Annotated in this window: 20 protein-coding genes; 10 read left to right on the top strand and 10 right to left on the bottom strand. The window is 71.2% G+C overall.

The genetic code is table 11. The annotated features are described in order from the left end of the window. The first annotated feature begins 98 nt into the window (after positions 1-98). A complete protein-coding gene (locus tag C1I99_RS32170; RefSeq protein WP_158553878.1) occupies positions 99-2939 on the top strand; it encodes a condensation domain-containing protein in 2841 nt (946 codons plus the stop codon). A 53-nt stretch (positions 2940-2992) separates the two neighbouring features. Here C1I99_RS32170 and C1I99_RS00390 read toward each other — a convergent pair whose 3' ends face one another. Together C1I99_RS00390 and C1I99_RS00385 are read right to left on the bottom strand one after the other, a co-directional pair. Then, positions 2993-4414, bottom strand: coding sequence for a condensation domain-containing protein (locus C1I99_RS00390; RefSeq protein ID WP_158553876.1), 1422 nt, complete (start codon positions 4412-4414; stop codon positions 2993-2995). Between the two features lie 137 nt (positions 4415-4551). Further along, positions 4552-5220 (bottom strand): phosphatase PAP2 family protein, encoded by a 669-nt coding sequence (locus tag C1I99_RS00385; protein ID WP_111132144.1) that lies wholly within the window; start codon positions 5218-5220, stop codon positions 4552-4554. A gap of 94 nt (positions 5221-5314) precedes the next feature. On the opposite strand from C1I99_RS00385, the gene C1I99_RS00380 reads away from it, so the two are divergent. The 4 genes from C1I99_RS00380 to C1I99_RS00360 all read left to right on the top strand — a co-directional run bounded on the left by C1I99_RS00380 (position 5315) and on the right by C1I99_RS00360 (position 9517). Further along, positions 5315-5683 (top strand): BlaI/MecI/CopY family transcriptional regulator, encoded by a 369-nt coding sequence (locus C1I99_RS00380; RefSeq protein ID WP_111132143.1) that lies wholly within the window; start codon positions 5315-5317, stop codon positions 5681-5683. Further along, the gene (locus C1I99_RS00375; protein ID WP_111132142.1) at positions 5680-6603 is read left to right on the top strand and encodes a M48 family metalloprotease; all 924 of its coding nucleotides are present in this window, start codon (positions 5680-5682) and stop codon (positions 6601-6603) included. Before C1I99_RS00380 ends, C1I99_RS00375 begins: the two co-directional genes overlap by 4 nt. Positions 6604-6672: 69 nt before the next feature. Then, a complete protein-coding gene (locus C1I99_RS00370; protein WP_111132141.1) occupies positions 6673-7167 on the top strand; it encodes a DUF2127 domain-containing protein in 495 nt (164 codons plus the stop codon). Between the two features lie 490 nt (positions 7168-7657). Beyond that, a complete protein-coding gene (locus C1I99_RS00360; protein WP_233512223.1) occupies positions 7658-9517 on the top strand; it encodes a cellulase family glycosylhydrolase in 1860 nt (619 codons plus the stop codon). Positions 9518-9702: 185 nt separating this feature from the next. Here C1I99_RS00360 and C1I99_RS00355 read toward each other — a convergent pair whose 3' ends face one another. Beyond that, a complete protein-coding gene (locus C1I99_RS00355) occupies positions 9703-11235 on the bottom strand; it encodes an amino acid permease (protein WP_111132139.1) in 1533 nt (510 codons plus the stop codon). A 251-nt stretch (positions 11236-11486) separates the two neighbouring features. Here C1I99_RS00355 and C1I99_RS00350 point away from each other — a divergent pair, with 251 nt between their 5' ends. Both C1I99_RS00350 and C1I99_RS00345 read left to right on the top strand, forming a co-directional pair. Next, positions 11487-12374, top strand: a complete 888-nt coding sequence (locus C1I99_RS00350; RefSeq protein ID WP_111132138.1) for an arsenate reductase/protein-tyrosine-phosphatase family protein — start codon at positions 11487-11489, stop codon at positions 12372-12374. Then, positions 12281-12664, top strand: coding sequence for a VOC family protein (locus tag C1I99_RS00345; protein WP_111132137.1), 384 nt, complete (start codon positions 12281-12283; stop codon positions 12662-12664). The genes C1I99_RS00350 and C1I99_RS00345 overlap by 94 nt, the downstream gene beginning before the upstream one ends. A gap of 212 nt (positions 12665-12876) precedes the next feature. Here the strand turns inward: C1I99_RS00345 and C1I99_RS00340 are convergent, their stop codons facing one another. Both C1I99_RS00340 and C1I99_RS00335 read right to left on the bottom strand, forming a co-directional pair. Beyond that, on the bottom strand, positions 12877-14565 hold the full coding sequence (locus tag C1I99_RS00340) for an ABC transporter permease subunit (RefSeq protein WP_199561845.1): 1689 nt from the start codon (positions 14563-14565) through the stop codon (positions 12877-12879). A gap of 47 nt (positions 14566-14612) precedes the next feature. Beyond that, positions 14613-16109, bottom strand: coding sequence for an ABC transporter substrate-binding protein (locus tag C1I99_RS00335; protein ID WP_111132135.1), 1497 nt, complete (start codon positions 16107-16109; stop codon positions 14613-14615). Positions 16110-16430: 321 nt separating this feature from the next. Between C1I99_RS00335 and C1I99_RS00330 the strand changes: the two genes are divergently transcribed. The 3 genes from C1I99_RS00330 (at position 16431) to C1I99_RS00320 (ending at position 18880) form a co-directional block, all read left to right on the top strand. Next, a complete protein-coding gene (locus C1I99_RS00330) occupies positions 16431-16793 on the top strand; it encodes a cupin domain-containing protein (protein WP_111132168.1) in 363 nt (120 codons plus the stop codon). A gap of 530 nt (positions 16794-17323) precedes the next feature. Further along, on the top strand, positions 17324-17683 hold the full coding sequence (locus tag C1I99_RS00325; protein WP_111132134.1) for a helix-turn-helix domain-containing protein: 360 nt from the start codon (positions 17324-17326) through the stop codon (positions 17681-17683). 39 nt (positions 17684-17722) lie between these two features. Then, positions 17723-18880, top strand: coding sequence for a glycoside hydrolase family 16 protein (locus tag C1I99_RS00320; protein WP_111132133.1), 1158 nt, complete (start codon positions 17723-17725; stop codon positions 18878-18880). Positions 18881-19204: 324 nt separating this feature from the next. Here C1I99_RS00320 and C1I99_RS00315 read toward each other — a convergent pair whose 3' ends face one another. From C1I99_RS00315 to C1I99_RS00295, 5 genes are all read right to left on the bottom strand, one after another. Next, the gene (locus C1I99_RS00315) at positions 19205-19450 is read right to left on the bottom strand and encodes a hypothetical protein (protein ID WP_111132132.1); all 246 of its coding nucleotides are present in this window, start codon (positions 19448-19450) and stop codon (positions 19205-19207) included. 321 nt (positions 19451-19771) lie between these two features. After that, positions 19772-20932: a low temperature requirement protein A gene (locus tag C1I99_RS00310; RefSeq protein ID WP_111132167.1), complete on the bottom strand. Its 1161-nt coding sequence runs from the start codon at positions 20930-20932 to the stop codon at positions 19772-19774. Positions 20933-20995: 63 nt separating this feature from the next. Continuing rightward, positions 20996-21283 carry a hypothetical protein gene (locus C1I99_RS00305; RefSeq protein WP_111132131.1) on the bottom strand — a complete coding sequence of 96 codons (288 nt, stop codon included), beginning with the start codon at positions 21281-21283 and terminating at the stop codon, positions 20996-20998. A 186-nt stretch (positions 21284-21469) separates the two neighbouring features. Then, entirely contained in the window at positions 21470-22465 is a 996-nt protein-coding gene (gene nrfD, locus C1I99_RS00300; RefSeq protein WP_111132130.1) for an NrfD/PsrC family molybdoenzyme membrane anchor subunit, read from the bottom strand. After that, positions 22462-23508 carry a 4Fe-4S dicluster domain-containing protein gene (locus C1I99_RS00295; RefSeq protein WP_111132129.1) on the bottom strand — a complete coding sequence of 349 codons (1047 nt, stop codon included), beginning with the start codon at positions 23506-23508 and terminating at the stop codon, positions 22462-22464. Before C1I99_RS00295 ends, nrfD begins: the two co-directional genes overlap by 4 nt. Positions 23509-23510: the final 2 nt, after the last annotated feature.

Raw genomic sequence — 23510 nt, 5'->3', positions numbered from 1 at the left:
TGCACGCCGCCATCGGGGCCATGGATCGGCTGAATGGTCCACTATGGAAAGCACGATCGAGCTATCCGGCGCCGGAGCCGGGCGTCGTACTGTCAGGAATGCTATTCGCAGACGTGGTGGTGCCCGCCGAATGGGCGTCGGAGACGCTGGTCCACGCCGAGTTCTCCGGTGCCGGTGCCGGGACGGCGCCGCTGACCTGGGCGCAGCAGGTGATGTGGCGATCGATCGCCAGGTTCGGCTCCAATCACGTATTCCTCAACCTGCGGCGTACGGTGCCCGTGTCCGCGGGGGCCGGGGCGGACACGGCCGCCGTGGCGCGCGCGGTGGGCGCGCTGGTCGGCCGGCACGCCTCGCTGCGCACCCGGATCCGGGTGGTCGATGGCGGGCCGTGCCAGGAGACGGCGGCGGCCGGGGTAGTGCCGCTGCTGGTCTGCGCCGGCGCGGGTGACGGCGCCCCGGCCGCCCGGCACGCCGCCGGCCGGCTCGGCGACGTCGCGTTCGACCACGCCGCCGAGTGGCCGCTGCGCGTCGCGCTGGTGACGGTGGACGGCCGGGTGCGGCAGGTCGTGGTGGTGTTCAGCCATACCACGGTAGACGCGCACGCCGCCGAGGTCGTGCTGCGGGACCTGCGGTTGATCCTGTTGCGCGGTGGCCTGCCCACGCCGCCCGGCCCGCAGTCGGTGGACGTGGCCCGGCTGCAGCACGGGGCCGACCAGCGCCGCTCGGGGCGGGCGGTGGCGTACTGGCTGCGTCAGTTCCAGCGACTGCCCCGGCAGCCGCTGGCCTCGGCCGGACCGGGCCTCGACCCCCCGCTGCGCCGGGGCGTCCTGGTCTCCTCCGCCGTCGACACCGCTGCCCGGCTGATCGCCGCCCGGCACCGGGTCAGTGTCTCCGCGGTGCTGCTGGCCGGCGTTCAGGCGCTGGCCGCCGGCGGCTCCGGGCGCACGATGTGCGGTCTTTTCCCGATGGCACACAACCGGTTCCGCACCGAGTACGCGAACGCGGTCGCCAACCTCGGGCAAATCGGTTTCTGCGTCGTCGATCTGGCGGGACGTCCCGACTTCTCCGAGTTGTTGTCCCGCGTCTGGGCCGCGTCCCTGGACGGCCTGCGGCACGCATATTACGACCCGTCCGCGCTGCGCCACGCATTCGAGGAACTGGGCGTCGAATACGATTCGGCCTTCCGGTCGCACTACTATTTCAACGACGTCCGGCTGCCCGTCGGCGGCGTCGATCCGGTGCCGGAAACGACCCGGGGCGAGCTGCGGGCCGCCACGGCTCGCAGCACCTTTTCCTGGACGGCCGGGCTTAACCACGCGGCCTGGCACCTGCTGACGCACGTCGTCGACGAGCCGACCGGGGTGGGGATCACCCTCACCGTCGACACCCGGCACGTCGCGCTGGACACAGTCGAGCCGTTCCTGCGCGAGCTGGAGGAACTGCTGGTCAAGGCGGCCTTCGCCGAGGTGCCGTGGCCCTGGGCGCCCGCCGGCGCCGCGCCCACGGTCGCCGCCGGGCCGGTCGCGCCCGACGCCGAGGGCGTCGAGGAGGTGGCGTACGCGCAGTTCCAGGGCGTGCGGAACGGAACCGCGCCGCTCACCTGGGGGCAACGGGCGATGTGGCGAACCGTCGAGGAGTTCGACTCCCCCGCCGCGTACCGCGTGCTGTGCCTCCCCCGTACCCTGGCCGTCCCCGCGCGGGCCGACGTAGCCGTGCCGCGGGCTCTGCGGGCAGTCGGCGCGCTGGTCGCCCGACACGAATCGCTACGCACCCGGTTCCGTTGCCGGGACGGGGAGCTGCACCAGGAAGCGGCGGCGACGGGGCGGTTACCCGTCCTCGTCCACGCCGTGTCCCGACCGTCGAACGACCCCGACGGCCGCTCCGCCGCGGCGGCCCTGACCGCGCGGCTCCGCGAGCCGCGCTTCGACCACGCCGCCGAGTGGCCGCTGCGGGTAGCGCTGGTCACAGTCGACGACCGGGTACGGCAGGTCGTGGTGGTGTTCAGCCACTCCACCGTCGATCTTCACGCCGCCGAGACCGTGCTGCGCGACCTGCGGGTGCTCCTGCTGCGCAAATCGCTTCACGCCCCGCCCGGCCCGCAGTCGCTGGACCTCGCCGAGCGGGAGCGCGGAGTCGCACTGCGGCGCTCGGAGCGGGCGGTGGCGTACTGGGTCCGGCAGTTCTCCGGCCTCCCGGCGAGCCTGTCGGATCCGGTCGGGCCCGGGTCGGCTTCCCGCTACCGGCGCGGGTCGCTGGTCTCCGCGGCCGTCCACCACGCGGCGCAACTGGTCGCGGCACGGTACCGCATCAGCAGCTCAAACGCCCTGCTGGCGGCAACCGCCGCCGTGCTGACCGCGGACAGCGGGCGGGACGCCTGCGGGATCGTCGTCATGGCGAACAACCGCTTTCAGCCCGGGCACGACCTCGCGGTCGGCACCCTCAACCAGATCGGACTCTGCCGGCTCGACCTGGCCGACCGGCCCGGCTTCGCCGAGCTGCTGCCCCGGGCCCGGCGGGCAGCTCTGGACGCCTACCGGCACGCCTACTACGACCCTGCCGCGTGGGAGCGCACCTTCACCGACCTGGGCCACGATCACCGGACCTTCCTGGCCCCGTACTGCTACCTCAACGACACCCGACGGATGCACGACGTCGGCCCCGACACGCCGGGCCCGGACGAGGCCGCCCTGCGGGCAATGGTGGCCCGCAGCGCCTTCCGGTGGCTGGCCGAGCCGGACCGGTTCCCCTGGCGTTGCCGCCTCCAGGTGATCGACGCCCCCGGTGCGGTCGAGCTGGTCGTCACCGCCGACACCCGGTACCTTCCGCCGGAGCGGGCCGAGCGGTTCTTGCGCGGCGTCGAGGCGCTGCTGGTCGAGGCAGCCTTCCACGATGTGCCCTGGCCGTGGGTCCCGCCCCCCGGGCACGACCCTGCCGGCTGACCACCCGGCGCTTCGGTTCGGTGGTGCTCACGCTAGCGGCAGCGGCAGTTCAATCAGATCGCACGGTCCTCGTGTGACGCGGACGGCAGCCAGGGCCATGGCATGTCACCGAAGGCCGCCTCGACGAGCAGCCGTTCGACGTCGCGCAGGAATCGCTCGGCGTGCGTTGGCGGCAGGTAGCTGGTGTCCCCGGTGAGCGCGATGCCGATGCCTCGGGGCTGGTCGATGATCTCGACGCGCATCCGCCATGTGAAGTGGTCGAGGCTCTCGGCAGGCGTGACGGACGTGCCGGCCATGGCGGCCCGGACCTGCGCCTCGTCGACCGCCCGGCCGAACAGGTCGGTGTCGACGCCGAGCCTGACGTCGTTGACGTAGCAGTGCGGACTGACGCCGGCCTCGTAGGGCAGACCAGCCGCCTCGAACGCACGCCGTAGCTCCATCGGGTCGTAGTAGGAGTGCCGGTATGCCTCCAGCGCGGCCTGCCGGACTCTGGGCAGCAGGTCGTCGAAGCTGGGCCGGTCGGCCGTGTCGACCACCACCAGGCCGAGCTGGTTGAGCTTGGCGATCGCCTCCGCGTAGCCGGCGACGGCCCGGTTGTTGGCCATCGAGTGGAGGCCGCAGACGTCGTTGCCGGACCATCGGGACACCACCACCGCGATCGCCGCGAGCAGCACGGTGGAGCTGGTGACCCGGCAGCGCCGGGCAGCCAGGCGAACGGCGGTGTCGGCCGCCTCCGAGACCAGCACCGTGCGTTGGAATCGGGACGTCGCCGGCGGGGCGATCCACGGCAGCGTCCGCGACGGCAGCCGCGTAAAGCTGCGCACCCAGTACGCCACCGCCCGCGCCGACCGCCGCCGGTTGACGTCCTGCTCCCAGCGGGCGACGTCAACCGACTGTGGCCCGGCCGGGGCGCCGATGCCGCCGCGAAGCAGCAGCAGCCGCAACTGGCGGAGCAGTATCTCGACGGCCTGGAAATCGACGGTGAGGTGGCTGAAGACGACGACGAGGTGACTGATCCGGTCACCGACGCGGACCAGGGCGACTCGCTGAGGCCACTCCTGGGCGTGGTCGAACGGTGTGGCAGCCAACTGGTCGGCCACCGCGGCAGCCACCGCCGCGCCGTGGTGTTCTTCCGCCGCCGACCCCTCGGGTCCGGCTTCGACCAGCAGGACCGGCAGCTCTCCAGCCGCCACGACGACCTGGCGCACGTCGCCGTCGACCACGTGGATCCGCGTGCGCAGCGAGCTGTTCCTGCCCACCAGGGCTCCGATCGCCCGCAGGACGCTCGCCACGTCAGCCGAGCCCTTTCGGGGCATCGCGACGATCCGCCGCAGACTCATCAAGGTCTGCTCGCGGCCACGGCGTCGTATCGCCGCCCACAGCGCCTGCTGGCCCCACGTGAGCGGCGCGGGCGGCGCGGAGGCGCCGGCGAACTCGGCGCCGAGCCGCGCCTGCGCCACCGGTGGCAGCGCCAAGGCACCGGCTCTCTCAGAAGATCCCATACGGTTCCCCACCGTTCGCGTCTCGGCCGTCGCACATCGACGGATCGGCATGGCGCTGCCAGTATCCGGGCATTGGCGGGCATCCATGGCATCCATAGGAAAGCGTATTCCTAAGGGCCGTTCGGCTGATTCCGTGATCGGGCGACGATTGCGTCGCCCGGCGGCCCCTGCTCGCATCCGTGCGCCCGCCAGGGTGTGGTGTGGCGGCGGTGTTGGGCGAGTGGACGGAGCGGTGTTCTGCCGACGGCGATAACCAGTCGCGTGGTGAGGGTCCGGGCCGGCAGGTAGACGGTCATGGCGACGGCGGCACCCAGCAGGAGACCGGCGGCGACGTCTTGCGGGTAGTGCGCGGCGATGTAGACGCGGGCGAAGCTCATGGCCAGGGCGGCGATGGTCGTGACGAGCCCGAGGCGACGAGACACCAGCCACAGTCCCGCTGCGGCGGCGCCGGCCATGGTCGCGTGATCCGAGGGGAACGACAGGTCACCACTGCGGTGCGCCAGCACGAGAATGCCCGTATGCGTGGTGTACGGGCGGGCCTCGTGGACCATGGCGACGATCGGCTGGTTGACCGCCACCGCAGCGAGGATGGATACGCCGGCGAGGAGGGCGGCGGCCATCTTGCGCGGCTGGCGGGCGCGTCGAGCGCTCCACCAGCCCGCCAGGAGAAGCGCGGCGAAAAGCACAACACCGTAGGTGGCGTACCCGACGATCACAGGGTGCAGCCACGGCGTGGCGATGGCGAACTGGTTGACCTGCTCGAACAGCCACTCGTCCACTGGCCACCCCCTCCAGGGATACCTACAATCCTTGTAGTTGGCGAGCTTACTACTACAACTTTTGTAGGCGGTGTAGGTGTGGAAGGGGTGGCATATGCGCGGACGACGGCGGCATGGCGATCTGGAGCATGAGATCCTCGCCGTGTTGGCCAGTGAGGAGGTCGCGTTGACCCCGGCGCAGGTGCGTGACCGGTTGGGCGGTGGTCTGGCATACAACACGGTGACCACCGTGCTGTCCCGACTGTTCGACAAAGGGCAGGCCACCCGGGAGCAGACGGGGCGGGCCTTCGCCTACCGGCCGGTGCGCGAGCGTGCCCAGGTGACCGCTTTTCAGATGCGGCGGCTGCTGGACGGCGAGGATGACCGAGCTGCCGTGCTGGCACGCTTCGTTGGGGCGCTCACCCCTGCCGACGAGGCGTTCCTGGCCGAGATGCTACGCCGAGCCGACCAGGAGCAGGGATGATCATCGCCTCGTTGATGGTCCTCACCACCACGATCGGCTTCGGCTTGTGCGGGCCGCGCCTGACCCGCAGTCTCCCGCCGGCTACGGCCGTACGCCTGCTCGTGCCCACGAGCCTGGCCATGAGCGTGGCGCTGTGGTTCGTGCTGGCGGTCGCCGCGTTCACCTGGATCGGGCAGGACGCCGAGATCGCGGCCTTGGGGCCATGGTCGGCGCAGATCCTTCGCACCCTGTCCCCGATCCCGCCGGCAGCCGCGATGGCCGCCCTCGTCGTACTCGTCTCGGTCGCCGTTCACGCGAGCGTCGTCGTCACCCGCCGCACCCGCGCCCTGGTCGACGTGCACCGCCTCTGCGGGCGCCTCGGCACGCCCGGCGCGCTGGTGGTGCTGGACACCGACACTCCCGACGCGTTCACCACCCCGGAGGCCACCGGACGGATCATCATCACCCGCGGCATGCTGCACGCCCTGCCCGCCGAGGAGCAGGCCGCCCTGCTGGCCCACGAACGCTCCCACCTCCTACACCGCCACGCGTGGTGGACCCTCGCCGCCGACCTGGCCGCCGCAGCCAACCCGCCGCTGACTGCGACCAGTCGTGCGATCCGTCAGGCTGCGGAACGCTGGGCCGACGAGGACGCCGCCGATGTCCTCGCCGACCGGCCGCTGGTTGCCCGCGCCGTGGCCCGTGCCGCCCTGGTCGGCCACGCGCACCGCGCCGCGCCATCCTCGGTGACCGCCGGCACCGGCGGTGACGTGCCGGCCCGCGTGCGCGCCCTGCTCACACCACCGACCACCCACCACAGACGGGCTCTCACCGTGCTCGCGGTGCTACTCACCGCGCTCACGGTGGCCACCGCGGTGGTCGAGCACCAAGGCGAACGGCTGTTCGAACGCGCCCAAACCGCCGCTGCGGCGCATCGCTGAGCCGCCCACCTTCGCACTGACAGCAATCGTGCCGCCACCTCGACCATCCAGCCGGGGAAGGAACACAGGATGGGATGGTTCAAATCCAGGAACCTGCTCGATCTGAGCTTCGAGATCGGAATCCTCCTCAAAGGGCTTGACGGCATCCTCGAGCTGGTCGGCGGTGCCCTGCTGCTCGTCGTAACCCCGGCAACCATCAACCGCGTCGTGGTCGCGCTGACCCAACACGAACTCTCAGAGGACCCCCACGATCCGATCGCCACCTACCTGCAACACACCTCCCACCGCCTGACCGGCTCCGCCGTCGCCTTCGCCGCCGCCTATCTACTGCTGCACGGCATCGTCAAGGTCGTACTAGTAGCCGCCCTGCTGCGCAACAAGCTGTGGGCCTACCCATGGATGATCGCCTTCCTCATCGCCTTCATCGCCTACCAGCTCTACCGCATCGCCCTGCACCCCGCGCCCGGGCTGATCGCGCTCACCGTGTTCGACACCGCCGTCGCGTGGCTGACCTGGCGCGAATACCGCAAACAGCGCACACCAACGTCCCCCGCAGCCGCCTGAGAACAGGTGCACGACAGGCACACCCGTCGACGACCGCTGCGTCAGGGAGGAGCGGTCCACGACACTGCGTGCGCCGTACCGCCGGTTCTCCCAGACGTGCCCGGTCTGGTGCCCGGCGCGGATGACCTGGGCGCTGGCCACGATCCGGCGCGTTACCCGGCGTCTAAAGAGCCGCAGCCCGGCGAGCCGTCACGGCGGCATACGGCGACACGCGGCGGCTCGACCCCTGGGGGATCGCCGGCGTCGGCGTTGCCCGGCGCCGCTCATCGCGCTCTGGCGGATCGAATTGCTGTTCCGGGCAGCGCCACGCACCGGCCCACTCGGCAGCGGCCGGCACCGGCCCGTCCGAAGGGGCTCTTCCGGCCGGGCCGCAGGACCGATCCTGCCTGGGCGAGCGGCGGCCGGCGGTGGTTGCGCGATCCATATCTACGGACGACAATGCATTATGGGCAGATATGCAAGATCTTTCATCTCTCGTTCCGCTCCCGTGGTGACGGCTGGGTTGGCACTGCTTCTGGCCGTGTCCGCCGGCGAGCCGCAGGCCGCCGCGGCGCGCACGCCCGCCGCCGAGACCGCGCTGCCGGCCGTGACCGTGGTGGCGCGCACATCCGGCCACGGCTGGGCGCTGCGCGACGCCCACGGCCGGGAGGTCACCCTGCGTGGGTTCAACGTCTCCGGCAGCACCAAGCTGTACGAGAACGACCTGCTGCCGTTCCGGTCGGTCGCCGACGCGGCCACCTCGGCACAGGCCATGCGGGACCTGACCGGCGCCAACGCGATCCGCTTTCTGATCAGCTGGGAGGGGGTACAGCCCACCCCGACCGGGGTCGACACCAGCTACCTCGACCGGGCCGCGGCACAGATCCGCGAATTCACCGACCGCGGGTTCTACGTCCTGCTGGACTACCACCAGGACCTGTACTCCGCACACCTGTTCCACGAGGGCAGCTGGTACACCGGTGACGGTGCCCCGCAGTGGGTCATCGCCGGCGGCAACTACCCGCGCGAGTCATGCGGCATCTGCCTGCTGTGGGGGCAGAACATGCAGAATAACGCCGCGGTCCGGCGGGCGATGTACGACTTCTGGCACAACCGCACGATCACCACCCCGGCCGGCCCCGTCGCCGTGCAGACCGCGTACCTGACTCAGGCCACGGCCGCCCTGACCCACCTCCGGCGCGTGCTGCCGGCCACCGCGTACGGCAACCTCCTGGGTGTCGACCCGTTCAACGAGCCGTTCGACGGCGGCACCGACGGGGCATCCGGCACGGCCTGGGAGCAAACTTACCTACTCCCGTTCTACCAGCGGTTCCGCGCCGCGATGGACGCCGCCGGCTGGGCCGACAAGCCGCTGTACGCCGAGCCGCTGGTGTTCTGGAACACCGGCTTCTTCGAGTCCGGCGGACTATCCACCGTGGGCGCACTGGGCACCCGGTATGTCTTCAACAGCCACTACTACGACGGTGCCAGGATGACCCTGGACCCGTCCCCCGCCACGGACGGCACATACGCCGCCGCGATGAACCGGATCCGTAACCGAGCCGCCCAGCTCGGCACCGCACCGATCGTCAGCGAGTTCGGCAACAAGCTCACCGGCACCGGCAGCGACCGCACCCCCTGGATGGTCCGGGCGATGTACCAGGCGATGGATGCCGGCGTCGCGGGCGCCGACTGGTGGGCACGGCCGCGCTCCGGCGGCGCCGTGCTCTCCAGCATGATGTGGCACTGGGACATCTACAACGACCGGCACCACGAGCTGATGAACGGCAATCCCGACAAGGTGCTCACCGAGAACGACGCCTGGAACGACGAGGACCACTCCGTGGTGTACGTGAACGAGGTTGGCGACGTCGTACCGCGACTGGACCACCGCGTGCTGGACAGGGTCTATCCCAGCGCGGTCGCGGGCGAGACCCTCGCGTTCACATACGAGGATCTCGCCCGCTCCGGTTACGGCGGCGCCGGCACCGAGCGGGCCTGGCTCACCGTGCCACCGAGCATGCCCCACCTGGCCGCGCTGCTGGCCGGCCGGCAGTACGGCGTGCTGGTCTGGCGGCAGCCACCCACGGCGCCGACGGCGCCCACGGTGCTGCACCTGCCGGCATCCTTCGACCCGGCGCGCACCGTCGTGGTCGGCGACCTCGACACTCGGTACGGACTGCCGTCCACCGGCGCCGTGTCAGTGGCCACCGAGCCCGGGTCGACGACGGCGCACCGGCTGGTGGTGGACGCGCCGGCCGGGTCCGTGCACGTGCTGCTTGTCGCCAACACGGCGGACGGTCGACCGGTCAGCCCTGCGACGCTGGCGGGCGCACGAGCCGAGCTGCTGGCCTGGGCCGCCCCACTCTGAGCCGCCACGCTCCCGGCCGCACGAGCTGCGGCCACCGCTCCACGCCCTCGGCCAGGTAGCCAACCTGCTCGTTTGACAGCGGTCTCCGTCCTGGCACCCGACGTCCATGCCCACGGCGGACGAGTGAGCGGGGCTCGTCGGCCGGCCCGATCTCGACGTCATCGCGAATGCCTCCCGTCAGCCGGTTAGCGTGGGGGAGGTGACGCGGAGCCGAATCCCGTGTCGAGGTCCGGCTGGTCGGGCATCGACGGGTGACCCTGTGCGCCATGGGCAAGCCGGCTGTGGCGGCGGCTGTAGAGGAAGTAGACGAGCAGCCCCAGCGCCATCCAGGCGAGGAACCGCAGCCAGGTCGCGACGGTGAGGAACAGCATCAGCACGACGCAGGCGACCATCGCGAGAGCGGGTATCACCGGTCCCCCGGGCACGCGGAAGCCGCGTGGCAGGTCCGGCCGGGTACGGCGCAACAGGATCACCGCGGCGGCGACGAGGACGAACGCGAACAGGGTGCCGATGTTGACCAGCTCGGCGAGTTCCTCCAGGCGGATGAACCCGGCGAGCACGGCTACCAGCAGGCCCACGATGACGGTGATGCGGTGCGGGGTGCCGTATCGCGGATGCACCCGGCTCAGCCAACGCGGCAGCAGCCCGTCACGACTCATGGCGAAGGCGACCCGGCTCTGCCCGAGCATCAGGATCATGACCACCGTGGTCAGGCCGGCGAGGGCGCCGACGGTGATCAGGTTGGCGAAGAAGGGCTGGCCGACGGCCTGGAACGCCGCGGCCAACGGCGCCGCGGTGTCCAGTTCGGTGTAGTTCTGCATGCCCACCACCACCAGCGAGACGGCGACGTAGAGCGCGGTGCAGATCGCCAGGGAACCGAGGATCCCGCGCGGCAGGTCGCGCTGCGGTACCCGGGTCTCCTCGGCCGCGGTGGCCACGATGTCGAAGCCGATGAACGCGAAGAACACCAGCGCTGCCGCGGCGAAGATGCCGCTGATGCCGAAGTTGGCCGGTGCCTGCCCGAAAATGGCCTCCAGCAGGGTCACCCCGGCGCCGGCACCGCCCGACGCCGGCTCGGCCGGCGGGACGAACGGCACGTAGTTGCCGCCCTTGACGAAGAACAGCCCGGCAACGATCACGAAGAGCACCACCGCCACCTTGACGGTGACCACCACGGCGTTCACCCGAGACGAGATCTTGATGCCGGCGATCAGTACCCCGGTGAGGATCAGCACGATGAGCGTGGCGGGCAGGTTGAACACTCCGCCCTCGCCGCCGGTCACGGCGGCGGGAAGTGTCACCCCGAGCGTCTCCAGGAGCACCGCGAAGTACTGCGACCAGCCGACCGCCACCGTGGCACCGGCCAGCACGAACTCGAGGATGAGGTCCCACCCGATGATCCACGCGGTCAGCTCGCCGAGCGTCGCGTACGAGTAGGTGTAGGCGCTGCCTGCGACCGGCACCGTGGACGCGAACTCCGCATAGCACAGCGCAGCCAGTGCGCAGGCGACAGCAGCCACGACGAAGGACAGCGCGACCGCCGGCCCGGCGGCCTGGTTCGCCGCCACACCGGTCAGCACGAAAATGCCCGTACCGATGATGACCCCGACACCGAACACGGTGAGATCCAGGGCCGACAGCTCCCTGCGGAGCTGATGCTCCGGCTGCTCCGTGTCACGGATCGACTGCTCGACCGACTTCCTGCGCAAGAGGCTCACGACCGGATCACCTCACCGTCTCGGATCAACTGATGATGCCCATCGGCTAACGACTGACCCGGAACCTGGACACTAAACCTGGTCGTCGGGGGTGCGTGGCTGGCGGGGTCGGAATGGTGCCGGTGGGGCGGCCTGCCATCCGGGGCGCTCGTTGGCGAGCTGTCGACATGCGGGGAGCGCGGCTGGACGCCACAACCACCGCCTTCCCCGCCACCGAGGTCGATCAAACTGGTTTGATGTATCCTGCGAACATGGGCTCGTCGAGTCAAGCCGCCCCGACGTTCGTCCGCCTCGCCGGGCATCCGCTGCGCTGGCAGCTGCTGACCGAACTCGCCCACGGCGACCTACGCGTCCGGGAACTGGTCGCACTGGTTGACCAGCCGCAGAACCTGGTCTCCTATCACCTGCGGTTGCTGCGCGACGGCGGCCTGGTCAGGGCCATCCGCAGCAGCTTCGACGGACGGGACAGCTACTACCACCTGGACCTGGACCGCTGCGCGGAGGCGCTGACCGGCGCCTGCGCCGCCCTGCACCCGGCCCTGCGCCTGAACCAGACCGCGCCAGCGGCACCTGCTCGCCGCCGACGCCTACCCCGCCTCGCGGTGCTGTTCGTGTGTACCGGCAACAGCGCCCGCTCACCCATCGCCGAGGCCCTGCTACGCCACCACACCGCCGGGCACGTGACGGCGATCAGCGCCGGTAGCCACCCCAAGCCACGACTGCACCCCAACACCGTGCGGGTGCTTGCCGACCGCTTCGGCATCGACGTCACCAGCCAACGCCCCCGCCACTTGGACACCCTCACCGACCGCCGGTTCGACTACGTGATCACCTTGTGCGACAAGGCCCGCGAGGTCTGCCCCGAGTTCGGCGACCATCCCCGGCAGTTGCACTGGAGCATCCCCGATCCCGCCACGGTCGGCACCAGCGACCACGCCAGCTACCCCGCCTTCACCCACACCGCAGCAGACATCGACACCCGGGTCCGGCACCTGCTGCCGGCTCTCGCCCCGCCCACGCAGAGTCAACCCAAGGAGGTCAAGCCATGCCCGCCGACCAGTACGCCAGCATCCGCTACCTCGTCGACGACGTGCAGGCCGCCGTCGACTTCTACACCAGACACCTCGGCTTCCGCCTGAACACCAGCGCCGCACCCGCCTTCGCCGACGTGATCCGCGGCCCGCTGCGGCTGCTGCTGTCCGGACCCGCCAGCTCCGGCGCCCGCGCCACCCCCACCGATGCGGCCATCCCCGGCCGCAACCGCATCCATCTGGTCGTCGATGACCTGGACGCCGAGATCGACCGGCTCCGTGCCGCCAGCCTGTCGTTCCACAGCGACCTGGTCTCCGGCCCCGGCGGACGCCAGATCCTACTCGCCGACCCCGCCGGCAATCTCATCGAGCTGTTCCAACCCGCCCCGACGCCCTGACACCGCCGACATTGTCCGCTCACCCTGACCGCGGGCCCCGGCGGTTGCGGTTTCAGTGCGACGCGTGGGTGAACACTGGGCGGGCCCGCAACGGAGCTTCCCGTAGCGACGGATCGGTGGGGACAGTCATGGGATGGGTGACAGCGGCCAGAACGCCGATCGCGCCGTCGCCGCGGACCTTCGGCAGTGGAATTTCTCGACGCAGCGGAACGTCAGGGCCTGCCGGACGCTCGCCAGCTCACGGCCGTTGACGCGGCCAACGCGAACGCACCGAGCAGGGCGAGCGCCCCGGCCGCGGTGAGCGGCGCCCAGGGCGCGCGTTCGACGTACGGCATGGCTTCGGCCAGGATCCTGCCCCACTCCGGGGTGGGTGGCTGGGCCCCCAGCCCGACGAAGCCGAGTGAGGCGATCGCCAGCGCGACTCCAGGGAGGCGCAGCACGGCGTGTCGGGCCACCGGTGGTAGGACGCCGGGCAGCACGTGGGTGGCAAGGATCCGGATGCGGCTCGCGCCCAGCATCCGGCACGCCTGGACGTACCCACTGGCCAGCTCCTCACGGACGAGGTCGGCGATGTGCAGCGCGAGAGGGGCCCACGCCGTTGCGGCGACCGCCACCGCCGCGCCGCCCGAACTGGGGCCGAGCGCCGCCGCGGTCAGCAGCCCGACCAGCACCGGCGGTACTGCGTTGGCCAGCTCCGCCGCGCCTCGCGTGAGGCCCGGTACCAGACCGGCGGCCACGCCCACGGCGAGCGCGGCGGCGCTGACCGCGGCGGCGATGCCGACGGTGCGCAACGCGCCGTGGCCAAGTCGGGCGAGCAGGTCGCGGCCGAGCGCGTCGCGGCCCAGTGGTGCGTCCCAGTCCGGGGCGGCCAGCCGCAGCGTGGTGTCCACATGAGTGGGATCGCGCGACAGCCCGGCCAGCACGGCCGTCAGCAGCAGTCCACCCAGGACGGCCGGCACCAGCCAGGCCGCCCGGTCTGCTGGCCGGGCGGCGGGTGGTGGCGGCTGGAGTCCGGCCGCCTCCAGGGCAGGGCCCAGCGCCAGCCGCTGCACGGCGGCGGCGAGGACACCGGCCCCGCCCGCCAGGAGGGCCAGGGCCAGGACCGCGCCCTGCACCAGCGGCAGGTCCTGGGCCGCTGCGGCGCCGAGGGCGAGTCTGCCGAGGCCGGGGATGGCGAAGAGCACCTCGACCGCGACCGCGCCACCGGTGAGGCCGACGACGACGATCGTCAGCTGCGGGAACAGCGCCGGCAGGCAGCGGCGCAGCACCCCGTACGCGATGGTGCGGCGGGGCAGGCCGCTCGCGGTCCAGGTGCGCACCCACGGCTCGCGGAAGGCGCCCGGGATCGCGTCGTCGGCCAGCCGGCCGAGCAGCCCACCGGCCGGTATCCCCATCGCGAGGGCCGGCAGCACCACATGCTCGGGGCCGGACCAGCCAAACGGCGGCGCCCATCGCAGCCACACCGCGACGACCAGCAGCAGTGCCGTACCGAGCAGGAACTCCGGTACGGACGTCAACGCCGCGCCCAACGCGCCGCCGCGCTGGGTAGAGCCGCCGCGCCACAACCCGCGCAGTACCAGCAGCGCCGCAACCGCCAACGCCACCGCGAGAGCGGCGCCCATCAGGGTCAGCGACACGCCCAGCGCCGACCAGACGGCCGGCGCCACCGGTCGGCCCGACACCCACGACAGGCCGAGGTCACCGCGGGCCAGGCCGACCAACCACCGGCCGGACAGAGCCAACGGCCCGTCATCGAGCCGCAGCTGCTCGCGGATCGCCGCCAGCGCGGCCGGATCCGGGTCGCGCTCACCGTCCCGGGCGCGCAGGATGCTGCGCGCCGGGTCCCGTCTGGACAGCCATGGCAGCGCACCGACCAGGGCCACCAGCGCCAGTACGGCCACCAGCCGCGAGCATCCCGCCAGTATCCGGCTGCCGATCCCGCCGCGGGTCATCCGGTACGACGGGTCTTCAGGCTGACCAGCAGCCGCTCCCGAGGGTCGAACAGCGCGTCGACCACCCCGCGAGCGTTGCCCTGGACGACCCGCTCGTGCAGCAGCGGCACCGCGGCTTCCGTCTCCAGTACCGCCTTCTCGGCCGCCAGGATCAGCGTCCGCCGCTTGGTCAGGTCGGCCTCGGCGGCGGCCGCGGTGATCGCCCGATCCACCGCCGGATCGCACAGCTGGGAGATGTTGAACCCACCGTGGCAGGTGAAGTCGCTGGCCAGGTACGCGACCGGGTCACCAGAGTCCAGCATGGTGGCCCGGGACAAGATGAACGCGTCGAAACGCCCGGCCAGCGCGTCGGCCTCGATGTGGGCGTACTCGCGCACCACCTGCTCGACCACGAAGCCGGCGGCCTCAAGCTGCTGGGCCAGCGTCGCCGCGACCTCGGGCAGCTCCGGGCGGTCGCTGAAGGTGGCCAGCACGATCTTCTCGCCCGTGATCGGGCCGGCCGACCGCTCGGTGCGCGCCGGCCGCTGCGCCGCCCATGGCACCGCTGGGCCGAGCAGGCCGACGGCGGCGTCCGCGTGCTTCTCATACACCCCGCTGACCAGCGGCTCGCGCTGGACCGCGGCGCGCGCCGCCGCCCGGATCGCCGGATCGGCGAACGCCCCGGTGCGGGTGTTCAGGTACAGCGTGTTGGTGCGCGGCATCGCCACCGTGCGGTACAACTCCTTGTCCAGGACCGCCACCTGCGACGCCGGTACCGCCTCCACGATGTCGGCGGTGCCGGTACGCAACGCGGCGGTCCGCGCCGTGCCGTCCGGCACGAACGACACGTCGATCCCGGGCGCGACGGCCCGGCCACCCCAGTACCCGTCGTACCGGTCCAGCGTCGCGCTTTGCGTACCCTCGAGCCGGGTCAGCACAAACGGGCCGGTCCCCGCCTGGACCGGGTCGATGGAGTCACCCTGGTATGCCGCCGCGGCCAGGATCGAGAGCTGAGGGCTGGACAGCCGCTGCGGCAGCAGCGGATCCGGCACCGCCGTACGCACCACCACGGCCGAGGCGCTGTCCGTCTCGGCGGTCAGCTCGACGCCGTCGAGGATCCGCGGCTTGGGGCGGGCCGCGGCCGCCCGGGCCAGCACGTCGACGACGCGTGCCGCGTCCAGCGTCGTCCCGTCGTGGAAGCGCACCCCCTCCCGCAGCACGAACCGCCAGGTGCTCTCGTCAACGCGGGACCACGAGGTGGCCAGCGCCGGCTGCGGCGCGCCGCCCTCGTCGAGGGTGGTCAACGCCTCGGCGATCCCCAGCCGGGACAGCTTGAACGCATCGTCACTGAACGGTGACAGCCCGGAGCGCGGCGGCAGCAGCATCGCCACCCGCAGCCGCCCACCGTCGGAGTTCTCCTCGGCGGCGGCGCCGCCGAAACAGCCGGTGGCCAGTAGCAATGTCAGTACGGACGCGACGAGCCCGGCGCGCCGGGCGGTTCGTGGTGCGATCATGGCACGGCAGCGTAGTTGGCATCGGTTTTCATATGCACGCTGGCGGGGTGGCGATGTCGCGCGCTTCACATCGCTCGCCCCGCATCGCTCGCCCGCGCGACGGTCTGCTCGGTTAGGCCTTCCACCGCCGGTCCCGCTCGGCGCCCCTGGCGACCCGGGCGGATTCGCGGGCGGCTTGCCACGCCAAGAGCCCAGCGGCGGTGGTGGCGACAGCAGAGACGTGTTCAGGGGGTGCGGCGAGGCGGATCGACTCCGGAGCGGGTGCGAGAAGCGCGGTCTGGCGTGCGGGCGTGTGGGGGGTGCCTGTTAGCGTCCCGGGTCATGCCGGAGAGCGTTTATGTGGGCAGTGCGGACGAAGACGCGGCGGGTGATCGGGGTTGGCTGCTGGGGCATTTCAAGCCGGCCGGCGACGTACGACACAGCGATGACGTCGAGATCAAGTGGGGCGTGCATCGACGTGGCGACGAGCGTGCGCAATGGGTCACCGGGGAGAAGCGCACCGCGCTGCTCGTGCTGATCAGCGGACGTTTTCGGGTGGAACTTCCAGGACGTAGCGTCCTGCTGACCAAGCGTGGTGACTATGTCGTATGGAGTCATGGGGTTGATCACTCCTGGTATGCCGAGGAGGAGTCCGTGGTGCTGACGGTGCGCTGGCCGTCCGTGCCTGGCTACGCCGTCGCCTGAAATATCCTTCTGCTCCTCCGGCTACGGCGTCGGCGCCGACGCCGCCGGCCGACTCCTGGTCACCGCCGGCGACAACCCCCTCCTCCGAAGCCGCCCCGGCGCGGCGAGGTCGCGCGCCCATCGCGCGTCGCACCCGCTGCGGATCGACACCGATGAGCACCGGCGCGAGCAGCCGCTCCACGATGGCTCGCACGATCTCCGGGCCAACCGCGGCGAGCGCCTCACCCCTCCCGTGCTGCCATCCGGGTAGGAGATCGGCACCAGCGGGATCTCCAACCGGTCGGAGTGGAGGCTGCGCCGGGGCGGCCACAGGTAGCAGTCGAGCCGCCGTCCTGACCCTAGAGCCTGGCACCGGGTACGCCTGGGTGGATGAAACTTGACGGCGAGCACCTCCACATTCCCTATTCGCCGCACGTTGCCCCCGTCTACCGGTTGACCCCTTGCAACATGCGGGATACCTTGCCGTATTACGGAAGCAACCTTCAGGTGGCTGAAGTCAACAGAGTCTTGGTTCCCGACGGGGGTGGCCGATGGCGCCTGAAATGGGTAGTGGACATCGCGTCAACCGAGCCTTCAGCGCCCACCACGCCATCACGGCAGGCCGGACGGAGCTGCGCGGGTCCGATGTGGCCCAGCTGGCCGGGCCCAGCCTGGCCACCACCTGCCGCCTGCTGGCGACGCTGGAGGCGGCTGGGTTCGTCGACCGTGAACCCGAGTTCGTCGGCGAGTATGCCGCGGCGGGCGCTCTGGGCGTCGGCAGCGCCATGCGCAAGGCCCCTCTTGTCAGCGTTGTCGCCACTCTCGCGACGCTGGCCCTCGTCCCGTGTCCCGGCTGTCCGTCACGCGCGACGCCGGCGGCGTCGACGTGCTCTATCTCGTCGACCTTGTGAGCAACCGCCTCTACTACGGCCGCAACTGAAGGAGCCGACATGCGTAAGACGACCGGGCTTGTCGCCCTGCTGGCCGCGACCGCGATCACCGCGCTCGCCGCGCCGGCACAGGCGGACCCGCCCCGCGCCGGCTACACCCTGGTGTTCAACGACGACTTCGACGGCACCGCCGTCGACGAGTCGAAATGGAACTACCGCACCGACGTCAAGGCGTACAGCGCGCAGCGGCCGCAGAACGTGACCGTCTCCGGCGGGCTGATGAGCATCAACCTCAAGCAGGAGAGCTACGCCGGCAAGGACTTCACCGGCGGCGGCCTGGTCAGCAAGCAGCGGTTCCGCTACGGCTACTACGAAACCCGCGCGAAGATCAATGACGGTTCGGGCTGGCACAGCTCGTTCTGGCTGCTGGCCGGCGACGGCAGCACCACGTATTCGCCGGAGGCGCGTACCGAGGTCGACGGCTTCGAGATCGACTCGATCAGCCCGACGAACGTGCACCAGGGCGTGCACACGTGGGACGGCGCGGGCGTGAGCGGCCCCTACCACCCGGGCAGCACCTACAACACTGGCGTTGACCTGCGGCAGTGGCACATCTGGGGCTTCGACTGGTCGGAGACGTCAGTAAAGTTCTACCTGGATGGCGTGCTCACGTACACCGTGTCGTACACGCCCAGCCAGTGGACGCACGACTACGTCAACATCTGGCTGACCAGCATCGCGTACGGGACCATTCCCGACGTGTCGAAGCTGCCCTCCGCCGTGCAGTTCGACTACGTGCGCTACTGGCAGAAGGACTACTACGTCGACAACGACTCGCCCGCAGCGTACGGGTACAGCGAGACCGGCACCTGGTACGACTCCACGCTGACCGGCTGGACGTACGGCTCACCGACCCGGTACGCCGCCTGCCACACCGCCGGGCATACCGCGACCTGGCGACCGAACCTGCGCGCCTCCGGCACGTACCAGGTCTACGTCTACAAGATCGTGCACTCCGGCAGCGACCCCAACGGCCGGTATGACCTGGTCCACGACGGCGTCACGAGCACCACCTACATCAACGGCACCAGCGGCTCCACCGGCTGGGTGTCACTCGGGTCGTACTACTTCCCGGCTGGCACGGGCGGCTATGTGATGGTGAGCGCCAGTGGCAGCGGTTGCGCCCGCGCCGACGCGGTGAGGTTCGTCCGGGTCTGAGCTGCGAGTATTGGGTGCCCCGGCGTCTCCGTGCCCGGCGCCGGTCACGCGGGCCCGGGCCGGAAACACAGGTGGACGGTGGTCGAGGGTGACCGCGTCTGGGCCGACTTCCGAAATCCAAGCGACAGCGACAGCGACAACCATCGCGAGAATTGACGCAGAGCGTGATGCCGGCAGCGGGCAGCTGCTACTCGACAACCTCGACTGCAACCCTCCTCGCTGCACACCCTCGCCCAGCGGGCCACCGGGGCCGCATGCGCCCAGCGGCCAGGGCCGCAGAGACATGGTCCGGTCCCGGTGGCCCCCACGTCCGCGGGGAAGCCGTCACAGCGCCTGCGACGACGCCGCCTCCTCCGGCGCGGTGGACGCCGCGCCGCCCTTGTCCGGGCAGTCCTCCTCCGACACCGACTGCGCGCCGCCAGTGGTGCCCGGGCCCTGCTCCGTCACGATCTGCACGACGGGCTCGGGGACGACGTCCTCCCCGGCGTACGCCACACCACCGGCCACGACGACCGCCGCGACGGCTGCGGCTCCGGCCAAGCCGAGCCCTGCCTTGATGCTGATCCGCATGCATTCCTCCTCGATGTCGTCCGATCTGGGGCGGGCGCCCGGTGACGGGGAGCACCGAGCACCCGCTGGCCGTAATTCAGCCAGAGCGGACCGAAAAACAGCCGAAGAGCGTCGGTCTAGCTGTGCATCTGCCGCCGCAGCTTGTTGCACCTGTCTTGGTCTGGGCTTCTGCTTGAGGCGTTCGTAGGGGGTCTGGCCCCGCCCCGCGTGATCGGCATGCCCGTAGGAATCTACGACCCGAACGCGACCCCACCGGCCACGCTGGGGCAGCGCTTGTCGAAGCTCTTGTCAACGCCCTTCGAGGCGAGGCACTAGTGTCGGCTACGAGCCGGATGGTGACGGCTTCTCAGGCGGGCGGTCCCGGGCACGCCGCGCGTCGGCTATGGCTATCCCAGTCAGGACCGTCGCGGCGGCGACGGCGACGAGCAGCGGCGGTCCGAGGGCCAGCGGTGCCGCCAGGGCGGCCATCACGAGCAGCGCGACCAGCCGGGACGGTGAGACGCGGGAGAACACCACCCACTCGAAGCGGGCCCGCCCGACGATGAACAGCGCCGGCCCGCCGAGGATGGGGCCGATCGATGCCGGGTCGGTGTGCCCGAGCGGCTGGTCGATGATGAACCGGTACCCCACCGCGGTGATCACGACGCCGGTCACCATAAGTAGGTGGGTGTTGGCAATCGATCGACCGAGCCGGTTCGGCTGCGGCGACACCTTGATGGCCTCGCCCATAATCCGCCCGGCTCGCTGGATGTAGATCCGCCACATCAGGGCGGTGGTGGTGAAGGCGACCACGAACGCCATCGTCCGGGCAATCGTGAGTTCGTTATCGAAGTACCTGCCGCCCATGATGAAGATCGACTCGCCCAGCGCGATGACGTAGAACTGCCGGTACCGATCGGCCAGATGCTCGGGGGCGAACGCCCACTGCCCGGTCGGTATGGGACCCAGCCGCGGTGTGGGCCACAGGAGCATCCCGCCCGCGTAGTCGACCACCAGCGCCAGCGTCCACAGCGCCAGGCGGGACGTACTGTCGGAGATGAGCGCGCCAGCGATCCACGGCACGGCGGAGACGCCGAACCAGAACAGGACCCGGATGGGATTGAGTCGCCGCTCGTCGGCCCGGAGGAAGTAGGCGATGGCGAGCGAACGGCCGATGTGGACGACCGCGTACGTGCCGGCGAAGAGCAGGCCCCGACCCGCGAACGCCGCGGGCGCCGCGACCGCCAGCAGCACGCTGCCGAGCATGCTGGCGAGGACGAGCAGTTGGATCTCCGCCCGCTCCGGATTGAAGTAGTTGGTCACCCAGGCGGTGAAGGTCCACACCCAGAAGAGGGCGAGCAGCAAAACGAGCGTCTGGGCGGCGCCGACCAGGTCGGTACGCTCGATCAATGGCCGGGTGACCCGGGTGAGCGCGAAGATGAACGCCAGGTCGAAGAAGAGCTCCAGGAAGTGGGTCTGCTCCGGATGCTCGTGCTTCCGCATCACACGAGCGATCTGCCGCTCCGCCCGACGTCCGTTCTGCCGGTCCGCCATCCGTCGCGGCGGCTACCGGTTACGGGCGGGCTGATTGCGCTCCACCGCCCTGTCCGCCACCGGTTTGCTCTCCACCACGCGGGGCAGGGCACGGCAGATCCGGCCGCACCGTGATACGTCGTGGGGCTGGAACAGGTGTACGGGGTTGCCGGGCCAGCGCGCCCGGATCTTCAGCCGCCGGACGCCGCGGTCGCGGTCGCGGTGTTCGAGTAGGCACTCGGCGAGCGGGTCGCGGAGCCCGCCGGCCCCGATGGCGCCCGGCGTAACCCATACCGCCAGGTCGTCGTAGTCAATGGTCATCGCGTGATCCTGGCCCGCCAACTGGTCACTGTGTGCTCAACGAGCCGGCCGGCACGGTGGTCACGCGACATCTACGGAAGCGGGGACCGACGCGAGCGAATTCATGTGGTGGCCTTTGTCGACGTACCCGGTCTCCAGCGCTTTGTCCCTGGCGACACCCGTCTTCGGCTCACGCGCTCCGTCGGATCACGCGGCGGCCGCTGTGCCGTCGGCCGGCGCGCCTCCCCGCTGGTCGAGCCGCTCCCGCTGCGGCACGACCGTGTACTTCGGGTCGCTGGCGGACGCCGTGCCGACCCTGAAGATCCCGAGCCGCGTCGCCAACGAGGAGGCTACCAACGCCGCGCCGGAGACCATGGAGAGCAGTCGGCTGCGCCGTCCGAGCAGCGCCCCGACCGTCCCGGCGACGAGCAGGACCCGCCCCGTCCGTAGCAGCGCGCCGGAGCGCCCCCGGCGGTATGGCTCACCGGTCAACCCGAGCCGTCCTATCCGGCGCTCGGCGACGAGCTCGATGCCGGCGCCGGCCAGCGCCATCCGGCGGGCGGGACCGGCCTGCGCGGTCGGCGCGGTGACCAGACCGGCCCCGGCCGCCGCGACCAGCGAACTGCCGGAAGCTAGGTACGGCAGGTCGGCCCAGGCATCGCGCCAGGCCGGGACGGCGGTGTCGGCGAGCAGCACCGCGGTGTACGTGGCCACCGCGGGCGCGAGGGCCGCGGCGGCCAGTCCGTTGGCGCGGCCGATCGGCGGCAGCAGCCGGCCGGCCAGGCCGAGCATCCCGCGGCGGGGCAGCCGCGGCGCGACCTCACTCACCGCGGCCACTGCCAGCGGCGGCCCGAATGCGGCGAGGATCCAGGTGCCCATCGACAGCGGAGAGGTCGGCTTGGCCACCCGCAGCATGTGGTGGAACCGGTCTGGACGGCCCAGATCGTTGATCAGAAAGTAGGTGCCAGCGCCAAGCGCGCCAAGCGCGGTGAGCCGGCTCGCTCGGCGCAGGGCCGGACGGCCGGTCAGGTCGGCGCCCGCGGCCAGCAGCGCGCTGCCGGCGGCAAGTCCACCGGAGAAGAAGTACAACGCGATGTCGCGCCGCCACGGCGCCGCCTTGATGATTGGTCGTCCGTAGTAGGAGGCGAACTGGGCCGGCGGCACGGCCGGTTCCGTCCCGACGCCGCGGCGTACCGCTGTCATGATGTCCGCCAGACGAACGCGGCGAGCGCGGCGCCCGCCATGGTGAGCGCCGCGACGGCGGCGCGGCGCCACATCCGGGGCAGGTCCCGAGTGGTCACCACCGGGTCCGGCGGCAGCCCGTAGACCTCCGGCTCGTCGAGCAGCAGGAAGAACGCGCCGTTGCCACCGACCCCGTCGTTCGAGTCGTGCCCGTAGAGCCGGGCCTCGGGCACCTCCGCGGCGTGCAACTCCTCGAGCCGTCGCTGGGCCCGCTCCCGAAGGTCGTCGAGCCGTCCGTACTGGATCGACTCGGTCGGGCAGGCCTGGGCGCAGGCCGGCGTCTTGCCCGCCTTGAGCCGGTCGTAGCAGAGGGTGCACTTCCACGCCCGGCCGTCGCCGCGCCGCTGGTCGATCACGCCGTACGGGCAGGCGGGGATGCAGTAGCCGCAGCCGTTGCAGATGTCCTCCTGTATCACGACCGTGCCGTACTCGGTGCGGAACAGCGAGCCGGTCGGGCAGACGTCCAGGCAGGCCGCGTGGGTGCAGTGCTTACAGACGTCGGACATCATCAGCCAGCGCATGTCGCTTCGGGCGTCACGATCCCGCCGGCCCGGCAGATCGGTGCCGGGCATGCCGAGGAACTGGCTTCCGTCCGCCATCGCGCCGGCTGGGGCAGGGTCCGGGCCCGGCGGGACACCGGGCCGGGTACCGGAGTCGCTGCCGGCTCCGGCGGCGACCTCGGCCGTGGCCGGGCTCACCGGCGGGCCGGTCGGGGTTTCGGCGAATGGCGCCGTGATCTGCCAGCCGACCGGCCGGGGCTGCTCGACGAAGGCCACGTGCCGCCAGGAGTTGGCGGTGAGCGCACCGGTGTTGTCGTACGACATGCCGAGCAGGTCGAGGCCGCTGCCGGGGACGAGGTTCCACTCCTTGCAGGCGACCTCGCACGCCTTGCAGCCGATGCAGAGGCTGGTATCGGTGAAGAAGCCCATCCGCGGCGGCGGGTCGGGATAGCCGACCTGCCGGGCGGGATCAACCGCGCCGGACGGATGGATGCTGTCGACCATGC

It is taken from the genome of Micromonospora deserti (assembly GCF_003236335.1).
Taxonomy (GTDB): Bacteria; Actinomycetota; Actinomycetes; order Mycobacteriales; family Micromonosporaceae; genus Micromonospora; species Micromonospora deserti.
Note: the sequence above shows the minus strand (reverse complement) of the source record. Positions and strands in the feature narration are given on the sequence as shown.